Raw genomic sequence first — 10,152 nt, forward strand, 5'->3', positions numbered from 1 at the left:
AAGTGAAGGAGCTGTCTGCTGAAATGCTGAACTTAAATTCTGAGAAAAAGTCATAAAAAAATGAGCGTATCTGGATACGCTCATTTTTACCGCATTTCAGCTATTTTGTCTTAACTGATCAGCATTACTCATGATGAGGGCTTTTTTATGTGCAATCATTCGCTTTCAATCGAGTTTAATCGCATCGAGTAAGTCAAAAATAATCGTGGTGACATCTTGGCTTAAGTCACGGTTATTAAAAACTTCATAGGCAGTAATGGTGACATCGGTGTCACTCGGTAACAGTTTCTGTTCTTCTTCGATCAAGTCATTGATCGGTAAAAGCGTCTGTTTCACTTCCAGATGTAAAACATCCTTAAACTCTAAATTTTCATCTTCAAGTTCTAACAGCTGCTCGTTAAAATAGGGCAATAGAATAGAATGGAGATAAGGTTGAATCTCAACAATATCAAAGATTTCGATATCACGAGTTTCTTCAATCGTACTGATGTGGTCATTTACTTCGATTAAGATATGGTAGTAACTCACATTCGTCTCCAAAGCTTCTAGTGGATATTCAATTATTTACAATAACACGAACCCGAGTCAAGATGTGCTGTGATTGTATTTTATACACATATTAAAATTAGGGGATTTTTTTAGCAATTCATCATTTCAACGGGCATTAAACAATGCAATATCGGCACTTTGTAAACGAAAATGCTGCATATCTTGCTCTTCTAGCATTGGGTACATCAGGGCTTTCGGATCATTATGATGTTTCATTCCGAGGGCATGGCCAAATTCATGCGCTAAAGTCAGACGTAAGTCTTCTTTGGACTCAAACTCATAAATATGAATTTCACGCCCATTGAACAGTCCTTTATCAAATAGACGGGGTTGGAAGCGTTGGTTGAACTGGTCGATGGCCAGATTATGGCCTTGATCTAAGCGGTTCAGTTCATCTACCTTTTGATTGTAGGCATTCACTTGCAGGTTAAAGCTGGCAATTTGTTGGTCTAAAACGTGTTGCTGTTGACGCAGCTGCACCAAACTCTGTTGTACGGCCGCTTGCTGCGAAGCAGGGACTCCGCCGTGCTGGTTATACTGACGGATCATGGCATTATAGTTTTGGCTAAGTTCCTGTAGACTCTGTTTTTGCACATCTAAAGCCCCTGAGTGGCGTGCCAGATTTTGTTGCATGGCTTTGAGTTCAGTATTCTTCTGACTCAGCCCTTGTTCATTTTGTGTCAGTTTAGACAGTTGATCACGGCGCTGTACCGACTCATCTTGACGCTGGTCATAAATGAGTCGAATACTGAGCCGAGCATTGGGGTCATAGACAAAGTAGTCTTGGCCCAAACCCTGTTTCCAAATGTCCGTAGCTTGCTGGCTAATCTGCTTTAACTCATGTTCACTAAGAGCAAAACGTGGATCGACTTCCGCAATACGATAGCGAATACGCTGATCGAATGGATGAGTGAGCCGATCCAGCAGTGGATTGAGGCGCAGCTGAGGCTGTTGCATATTTTGATACAGAATCAACCCTAAAAAGCCCAGCAAAGCAAACAAAAGACTTTGACGCATATTTCTTTATATATCTTTATTTTTAGCTACTTTAGCGTAAAAAATACCTTTGCAACATAAAAAATGTGTCTTCTCTGTGGGCTTAAATTATTCCCAGTGCTGTCAGACTTTGTTTGACCAGTTGCTCACGCACGCTGGCTGAAATCCCTGTTTTCATATGCATATTCAAAGCAAAATACGCTTTTTCACCTGTTGAAGTTTCGACCCAGCCTGCCCACCAGCCCACTTGCGGTTCTAGGTCCATGCCCCAACCAGATTTGGCATAGAGTTTATAATTCGGTTTTTGTTCAATCAGCAGCATGTCTTGTACTGCATGTTGTACATCGGGTTTAAAAGCGAGTTTTGTATTGGCTAGTTTCTCCACAAAAAGGACTTCTTGAACAGGCGTAATTTGCAGTGGACCGACTAACCAAAAATTATCGACAACGGTGCCAATCTGTTGATTGCCATATCCAATGCGCTGCACTTCTTTTTGCATCAGGTCTAGGCCAATGCGCCGTGCAAGCTCCTGATAAACGGGAACGGCAGATGCTTGCATGGCTTGGCCTAAAGTCATGTCTTTTTCCCAAGCAGGGAAGCTGCGCTTTTGACCATCCCATTTAAATACTTCGGTGCTGGTTGCTTTACCATGTTCTAGTCCGATTAAGGCATTCAGCATTTTAAAGGTAGAGGCAGGTACATAGGGTGTCTGAGCACGGCTCAAGTCATTACCGTAGCTGTGTAAGCCATGTTTATCCTTAATGACAACCACCCCCGTGGTTTGGAGTTGATCGAAGGCTTGTTGGATCTGCTGCTGCGCGCTTTGCTGATGTTGGTTTTTAGCTGTTTCTACGGAGGGGGTTATTGTGGTACATGCGGAACCGAAGGTTGTAATTAGGGCGATGAGGCCCAATTGTAAATTTTTCATTGAAGGCTGAGATCTAAATTTTTTATCATCCTAATGTAAAAGTGGAATGTGAAACAACAATATTGAGGTAATAAAAAACCGCGCGAAAGCGCGGTTTTTTATTACAGAGACAAATTATTTTTTGTCATCTTTTACTTCAGTGAACTCAGCATCTACAACGCCATCGTCCGCTTTTTGTTGTTGACCAGCGTCACCACCGAATGCATTCGGGTCGAACCCTTCAGCACTGCCTTGACTTTGCGCAGCTTCATAAGCGCGTTGCGTGATCGGCATGATGATGTTTTGAAGTGCTTCAGTTTTCGCTTTGATGTCTTCTACATCATTTTCTTTAGTTGAAGTTTCAAGCTCAGCGACTGCAGTTTCAACAGCAGTTTTTTCATCGCTTGTTACTTGCTCGCCTAGATCTTTCACTGCTTTTTGAGCAGAAGATACTAATGCATCCGCTTCGTTACGTGCTTTCGCAAGTTCTTCGAACTTACGGTCTTCTTCAGCATTCGCTTCAGCATCTTTGATCATTGCTTCGATTTCAGCATCAGACAAACCTGAGTTTGCTTTAATCTGGATTGATTGCTCTTTGCCAGTGCTCTTATCTTTAGCCGATACTTTTAAGATACCGTCAGCGTTAATGTCGAACGATACTTCAATTTGTGGCACACCACGTGGAGCAGGTGGAATGTCGCCCAATTGGAAGTTACCCAACAATTTGTTTTGCTGTGCCATTTTACGTTCACCTTGGAACACAGAAATGTCTACAGCAGGTTGGTTGTCCGCAGCAGTTGAGAACACTTGAGATTTCTTCGCAGGAATCGTGGTGTTTTTCTCAATAATTGCTGTTAACACGCCGCCCATGGTTTCAATACCAAGTGTCAACGGAGTAACGTCAAGAAGAAGTACGTCAGTTTTGTCACCAGACAATACCGCACCTTGAATCGCAGCACCCATTGCTACCGCTTCGTCAGGGTTCACGTCTTTACGTGGTTCACGACCGAAGAACTCTTGTACTTTTTGTTGTACAAGAGGCATACGAGACTGACCACCCACCAAGATCACATCAGAAATCTCAGACGTTGAAAGACCTGCATCTTTAAGTGCAATACGGCAAGGTTCGATTGTACGTTCAACCAAATCAGCCACTAAACCTTCAAGTTTTGCACGCGTTACGTTGATCACTAAATGTTTAGGACCAGTCGCATCAGCCGTGATGTACGGAAGGTTAATTTCAGTTGCATTTGATGAAGAAAGCTCAATTTTTGCTTTCTCAGCGGCTTCTTTCAAACGTTGTAACGCAAGTGGATCATTTTTCAAGTTCACACTTTGTTCTTTCTTGAATTCTTCAACCAAGAATTCAATTAATGCGTTATCAAAGTCTTCACCACCAAGGAAGGTATCACCATTGGTTGATAACACTTCGATTTGTTGGTCGCCATCAAGGTCTGCGATTTCAATGATTGATACGTCAAAAGTACCACCACCTAAGTCGTAAACCGCGATTTTACGGTCGCCTTCTTTTTTGTCCATACCGAACGCAAGTGCAGCAGCCGTTGGTTCGTTGATGATACGTTTAACATCAAGACCTGCAATTTTACCTGCATCTTTAGTCGCTTGACGTTGTGCATCGTTAAAGTAAGCAGGAACCGTAATCACGGCTTCAGTAACCGTTTCACCTAAGTAATCTTCTGCTGTTTTCTTCATCTTTTTCAAGATTTCAGCAGAGATTTGTTGTGGTGCAAGTTTCTTGTCGTTTACTTCAACCCAAGCATCGCCATTGTCCGCTTGAATGATTTTGTAAGGGACAAGACCGATGTCCTTTTGAACTGCTTGGTCTTGGTACTTACGACCGATCAAACGTTTGATCGCGAATAATGTGTTTTTAGGATTGGTTACCGCTTGACGTTTAGCAGATTGACCCACCAAAATTTCGCCATCTTTGTACGCAATAATTGATGGAGTTGTACGAGTGCCTTCAGCGTTGTCGATAACTTTAACTTTGTCACCTTCAAGTACTGCTACGCAAGAGTTTGTAGTACCTAAATCAATACCAATGATTTTAGCCATTTGGATGCTTCCTCAAAATTATTTTTTGCAATGTTTTTGCTTGTTATTCGATATGAGAGCCGTTCAATTTTTTTCAAGTGATAATCAAGAAAAAATTTTACAAACTCTCGAATTTATAGAGTTTATGCGCCAACCATGACCATTGCTGGACGAAGCAAACGACCATTTAAGGTATAACCTTTTTGTAATACCGTTCCGATCTCGTTGGCTTTCGCATTTGGATCAATCCCGACTGCTTGATGCAAGTCCGCATTGAAACCATTTGCTGTATCAACTGCGACCACACCAAATTTTTCCAGTGCAGTCAGTAACGATTTCAACGTCAGTTCCACACCTTCAAACATTGGTGTTTTTTCCTCACCCGATGCGCTAAGGGCACGTTCTAAATTATCCACTGAGTCCAGTAACTCTTTTGCGAATTTTTCGAGAACGGTGTCTTTATGCTTCTCTGATTCACGTTGAATACGCTCTACACTTTTTTGTGCTTCGTATACAGCATTTGCAGTGCGGGCTTTTTCAAGTTTTAAACTTTCTTCCAGATTAGTGATCTGGGCTTGTAAATCTTCAACTGAAACTTCAGCTTGCTCCGTTTCAGCTTGAGTTTGTGCTGTTTGTTGATCAGCTTGCTCTTGCCCTAGATCTTGAGCTTGTTCGTTTTGCTCAGCCGCCATAGATTTACTCCGTTTAAATGGGTTCTTAAACATGTACAGTCCTTTTGGCTTCAGTGCTAACTGGGTTAATCCTGAACTGCCATGAGTGATAAAATTCATGATTAATACAAAGGTCGGGGCAACAGCCAAAAATTCAAGCGGCTTCAGTGATTAATTCATGTATTTTTGGTAAAAAATTGCTGAAATCAGGCTTTCTAGGTGCTTATTCTGTCCGAAGGTCCATTTCCAATTCTGCTTGAGTTTTTTTATGTTGAAAAAGGCTAATCGTTACATTGAATTATTTTAATTAAATTTATCTGTTTTACTAATTTTTCGCTTGACCACATAATGAGTTCATCAGCGGTGATCATACTTTGTGGAGAGAGCAAAGTATGGTGACTGCGACCTATTTGCATAGCTTGGGGAAACCCTCTTAATTTAGAGATTTAGGTTTTTGAATAGTACGTCTCCCAAAAGTACTCTATTCGGTGCAAAGGTATAATGCTGTCAGAGTGATTCGAGCTTTGCACTCAAAATTCGATTTTTAAGGCTGTGGTTTCTTTATTTTTGTATGCTTTCTCGAGCTTAATCCGCTTTGGGTTAAGCTTTTTTTGCTTAAACTTTAAAAATAACATTATTTAATCGTGTATCAGCATACAAGAGTTCTGCAATGCTGAAGAGTTGATGGGCCAAGCATAGATTTCCTTTTGTGCTGCTCACCGAAGAGAGAAACAATGAAGAATCAGCACATTAACTTGCATTGCTGTGGAGATGTAGTGCTAAGGCGGTATTTTCGCCCAATTAATAAAAAATTGCACAAGTTGTACTCGAGTCTGCAAAAACTACAACTCAGCACGTGTGTAAAAGTTTTCGGATTTGACAAAGATAGGCAGGGCAAAGTTTGGCTTTGCTATTTTTGTATGATGTAAAAGGAAATGAAAGAATGTTAAATAAGAAAACTGCATTATTGTCTCTAGCGCTTTTAGGTTCAGCATTTGCGATTGTGGGTTGTAGCTCAAATGAAACCAGTACAGCGCCTGAGTCCGCTCAAGTGACCACTGCACCAGATGCAACAGCAACCGTTGAGGGAAGTGCTGGAGTCGAGGTTCAAGCGGATCCTTCGGCTCAAATTGAGCCCATCCAATCTACACCTACGACAACACAACAATAAAGCTTAAAAGAGAACTTCTCTTACACTCGCTTTGTTAAAGACCTTCACAGGATGCCGTGAAGGTCTTTTTTTAGGGAGTAAATAATTAGAAGCTGTTCAGCCGTGTTATTTCGTCAGTCTGATGTGCGATGACGATTTTATCGTTATTGACGTGAGTTATCCCAATCTTTGTTTTGATGGCGGCGTTGATCATCGGGACGTTGCTTACGATCGTTATTGGATTGTTTACGCCGATCTTCAGTTCGTTGACGCTCTTGCTCACGACGTTTTCGTTCGGCATTTTGTCGTTGCTGACGCTCAGCATCATAACGTTTACGTTCTTGGTTTAATCGCTCTTGATCACGCTTTTTCTGTTGCCAGTCGTGATGACGTTGATTGGCGATCCGTTTGCGCTCAGCTTCAATACGTTGCCGTTCTTGTTCACGCTTTTGGCGTTCCCACTCAGCATGTCTTTGGCGGTTTCGGTCTGCCTCGCGACGTTCACGCTCGATGCGGTTTTGTCGTTGTTGGTATTCCCAACGTTGGCGGTCTCGTTCACGTTCATAGCGATCATGCTGGTCGTAGCGTCGATCATCATAATCATAGCGGTGGTCGTAGCGTCCGTCATAATAGCCATCCTCAGGAAAAGCCACACAACCAACAAACAAGGTGCTGATGAGTGAGAGGAATATTATTTTTTTAGTCATGGCAGGTCTCCTTCATAAAAACGGAGTAGCAAAACACTCCTAAATCGGCATAAAAATTGTCAATGACAAGCTCTTAAAAGAAGATTAGCGTATAGGACGTATTGCTATGTATCTTGATGTGAAGACTTATATAAGAGAATGGTCACGTAAGTGCTGATCATGTAGAGAATATGAAGAACGATAAAAGGATATTATTGACATGGGCGTGTTGAATCAAACTTTACAACAATGGATGGAACAAGGCCAAGGCAGTGCGGCACGAGTGATTGATCGCTTACCGACAGTAGCACAAGAAGGCTTGGTGAAAGCGCTGGGTTATCCTCACCAGTTTGAGCAATTAGATCCCTTTATTAAATGCTTAATGGCAGCTCAATATAAGCAAGGCAAATCGGGCTTTATTTTTGAAGACTATCATCGTTCGCGTAAATTGTTTGATCATCAAATTCAAATGTTGACCGCGAAACCCAGTGCAGTAAAACAAGTGGAAGATTTACGTTTACCTTTACAAAGTGGAACTGTGTTTGCACGGCATTATCATCCTGCACCGAATAAGAAACTTCCGATGCTGGTGTTTTATCATGGCGGCGGCTTTGTGGTTGGCAGTCTCGACAGTCATGATGAAGTCTGTCGCTTACTGGCGATCCATGCCAAAGTACAGGTGCTCAGTATTGATTATCCTTTGGCACCAGAAGTTGGCCCGCATTTATTGATTCAATCCTGTGAAGATGCTTTGGCTTGGGTGTATCAAAACCGTCGTCAGTTCAAAATTTTGAAAAACCGAATTGCGGTGGCAGGCGATAGTGCAGGTGGTAATATCAGTGCCGTAGTGGCGCAGCGAACTGCTGCAAAAGCTTATGCGCCAAGTGCACAACTGTTAATTTATCCTGTAGTCGATTTCAAAAGTCGCCATCCATCGTTCTTTGCTTATAAAGATGGACTGACCTTAACTGGGCAAGATGTTGATAGGGTGACATCGTTGTATGCTGAACAACATCAGGTAGCTCTGGATGATCCTATTGTTTCGCCAACTTATGGCGTATTAAAAAGTGTCGCACCCGCTTTTGTCATCACCGCAGGTCATGATTTATTGCATGATGAAGGTGAAATTTATGCCATTAAATTAAAGCAGCAGGGCAATAAGGTTTATTATCAGAATTATCTAGATCAACCTCATGGGTTTGTGAACTTCACCATCATTTCTCGTCGAGCAAAAAAAATCACCATAGAAATGGCAAAGAACTTTAGAAAATTTTGGGATAAGAATGCCAAATAAAAATGCATGAATTTTAAAAAATGTTTCACGTGGAACATTTTTTTTATTTAGAGCGGACTTTGGCTTCTGGAAAAACAAGCTGAAAGCTTGGGACATAAAAACTTTGTAGAGCCTTGGCCTGTCCAAAGTCTGGAAAGAGGGTGGTATGGTTTTCCCATTCAAATTTTTTCAGTTTCACTAGCTTTGCGCGAAACTGTGGAGAAAACTCATAACGTTGACCTTGCCACGCTTGCTGTATTTTGAGCATGGAACGTGGAATGTGATGACTATTAATATAAAACGGACGTGCTTTTTTACATTGGGTGAGTGTTAAACACAAGGTTTGGTTTTGAGTCTTAAGCTGGCATTGTGTAGTTTCATTCTGCATCTGCCAATCAAACTGAGCGAACTCTTTCGGAATTCCCCAAAGTTGTTGACCATGTTCAACTGAAATCTGTGTAGACACATAAATTTTAGGAATTGAACTTAAACGCCGTTTGCTCAGTAAAGGGTGGTCGAGCAAAAGTAGTTCATCATAAGGTCCAACAGGGGATTGATGATAACGAACCAACATGACTTGAACCACACGACCAATTGGGGACGGGGCGATACGAAACGCTTTATATTGTCGGATAAATTGCGGACTGATCCAATAATTCAAAATAAAGGCTTCACCTTGTAAATGCCAAGGTGGAAATTGACTCAATTGAGACAGGGCTAAAGCTTCATTCATCGTTATTCTCGTTTTCTTAGAAGAAGTAGTGTTTTATTTATACTGAACGATTAATATACCGAAATCTAATAACATCTGAATGCTGTGAGTAACGAAATGTTAAAGAAGAGTTTAGTTGCAGTGGCGGCTACATGTATGAGTATGGCGGTCATGGCAAATAACACGATTGTTGAAATGAAAACATCAATGGGCAACATCGAAATTGAACTGTTTAATGATAAAGCACCAATCTCAGCAAAAAACTTTGAAGACTATACGAAAGCTAAGTTTTATAACGGCACGATCTTTCATCGCGTCATTCCGGGTTTTATGGTGCAAGGTGGGGGCATGACTGCTGACCTGATAGAAAAACCAACACGACCAGCCATTCAAAATGAATCAAGTAATGGTCTATCGAATAAACGTGGCACTTTGGCGATGGCACGAACCAACCTACCGCATTCTGCAACCAGTCAGTTCTTTATTAATGTGGTGGATAATAACTTTCTAGATAGAAGTACCAATAACGCAGGTTATGCGGTTTTTGGTCAGGTCACTAAAGGTATGGATGTGGTGGATAAGATTACTAAAGTACCGACAGGACGTGCAGGGCCACATCAAGATATACCAAAACAACCTATTAAAATTCTCAGTGTGAATATTAAAGCAGCAGCAGTGCAAAAGTAATGAAAAAAGAGAGCAGAAATATTAAATCTATATTTCTGCTTTAAAATTATTGGGTTAAGTGCGTGGTTGTATATTTTTGAACCTTTTTAGTGCGTAAAAATACAACACCCGATAAAACAACCAGTTAAAAGCACTTGCAAAGATTTCGTAATGGTCTAGAATGCACCCCATACCGACGAGATAGACGGAAACGAACGAAGCACGAAGTGCTGAGTTGTTAAGTATATTGAGTCCAGCTTCTAGCACTGACGAGGTGTTAGAAAGATCATTAAGAGATTATGAAGAACAACTTGTGTGGATTTTTACTGATTGATCGATCGAAAATATTTCATTGATTGAATGGTAAAAATTACTCGAAGTTTATTTGAGAAATATTTGTCAGAAAATTGATGAGCCAAGATTTGTAGCCATAAGCTACTAATGATTTTTAACTGAAGAGTTTGATCATGGCTCAGATTGAACGCTG

General features: G+C 41.2%; 10 protein-coding genes. 3 read left to right on the forward strand and 7 right to left on the reverse strand.

Going from position 1 to position 10,152, the window contains the following annotated elements; genetic code table 11:
* Positions 1 to 165: 165 nt before the first annotated feature.
* The 5 genes from MF4640_RS17255 to grpE form a co-directional block, all read right to left on the reverse strand.
* A complete protein-coding gene (locus tag MF4640_RS17255; RefSeq protein WP_005401765.1) occupies positions 166 to 540 on the reverse strand; it encodes a hypothetical protein in 375 nt (124 codons plus the stop codon).
* Positions 541 to 654: 114 nt separating this feature from the next.
* Positions 655 to 1,566, reverse strand: a complete 912-nt coding sequence (locus tag MF4640_RS17260; protein ID WP_078390358.1) for a matrixin family metalloprotease — start codon at positions 1,564 to 1,566, stop codon at positions 655 to 657.
* A gap of 82 nt (positions 1,567 to 1,648) precedes the next feature.
* Positions 1,649 to 2,473: an OXA-211 family carbapenem-hydrolyzing class D beta-lactamase gene (gene blaOXA / locus MF4640_RS17265; RefSeq protein WP_078390359.1), complete on the reverse strand. Its 825-nt coding sequence runs from the start codon at positions 2,471 to 2,473 to the stop codon at positions 1,649 to 1,651.
* A gap of 114 nt (positions 2,474 to 2,587) precedes the next feature.
* On the reverse strand, positions 2,588 to 4,528 hold the full coding sequence (gene dnaK / locus MF4640_RS17270; protein ID WP_078390360.1) for a molecular chaperone DnaK: 1,941 nt from the start codon (positions 4,526 to 4,528) through the stop codon (positions 2,588 to 2,590).
* A 122-nt stretch (positions 4,529 to 4,650) separates the two neighbouring features.
* The gene (grpE, locus tag MF4640_RS17275; RefSeq protein WP_004697399.1) at positions 4,651 to 5,199 is read right to left on the reverse strand and encodes a nucleotide exchange factor GrpE; all 549 of its coding nucleotides are present in this window, start codon (positions 5,197 to 5,199) and stop codon (positions 4,651 to 4,653) included.
* A gap of 922 nt (positions 5,200 to 6,121) precedes the next feature.
* Between grpE and MF4640_RS17280 the strand changes: the two genes are divergently transcribed.
* Positions 6,122 to 6,349 (forward strand): hypothetical protein, encoded by a 228-nt coding sequence (locus tag MF4640_RS17280; RefSeq protein WP_078390361.1) that lies wholly within the window; start codon positions 6,122 to 6,124, stop codon positions 6,347 to 6,349.
* Positions 6,350 to 6,492: 143 nt separating this feature from the next.
* Here the strand turns inward: MF4640_RS17280 and MF4640_RS17285 are convergent, their stop codons facing one another.
* The gene (locus MF4640_RS17285; RefSeq protein ID WP_078390362.1) at positions 6,493 to 7,035 is read right to left on the reverse strand and encodes a hypothetical protein; all 543 of its coding nucleotides are present in this window, start codon (positions 7,033 to 7,035) and stop codon (positions 6,493 to 6,495) included.
* A 199-nt stretch (positions 7,036 to 7,234) separates the two neighbouring features.
* Between MF4640_RS17285 and MF4640_RS17290 the strand changes: the two genes are divergently transcribed.
* On the forward strand, positions 7,235 to 8,308 hold the full coding sequence (locus MF4640_RS17290; protein ID WP_078390363.1) for an alpha/beta hydrolase: 1,074 nt from the start codon (positions 7,235 to 7,237) through the stop codon (positions 8,306 to 8,308).
* A gap of 43 nt (positions 8,309 to 8,351) precedes the next feature.
* Here MF4640_RS17290 and MF4640_RS17295 read toward each other — a convergent pair whose 3' ends face one another.
* The gene (locus MF4640_RS17295) at positions 8,352 to 9,020 is read right to left on the reverse strand and encodes an acetoacetate decarboxylase family protein (protein ID WP_078390364.1); all 669 of its coding nucleotides are present in this window, start codon (positions 9,018 to 9,020) and stop codon (positions 8,352 to 8,354) included.
* A 96-nt stretch (positions 9,021 to 9,116) separates the two neighbouring features.
* On the opposite strand from MF4640_RS17295, the gene MF4640_RS17300 reads away from it, so the two are divergent.
* Positions 9,117 to 9,686, forward strand: a complete 570-nt coding sequence (locus MF4640_RS17300; protein WP_078390365.1) for a peptidylprolyl isomerase — start codon at positions 9,117 to 9,119, stop codon at positions 9,684 to 9,686.
* Positions 9,687 to 10,152 lie beyond the last annotated feature (466 nt).

The organism is Acinetobacter sp. MF4640, from assembly GCF_002018895.1.
GTDB classification, from domain to species: Bacteria; Pseudomonadota; Gammaproteobacteria; order Pseudomonadales; family Moraxellaceae; genus Acinetobacter; species Acinetobacter johnsonii.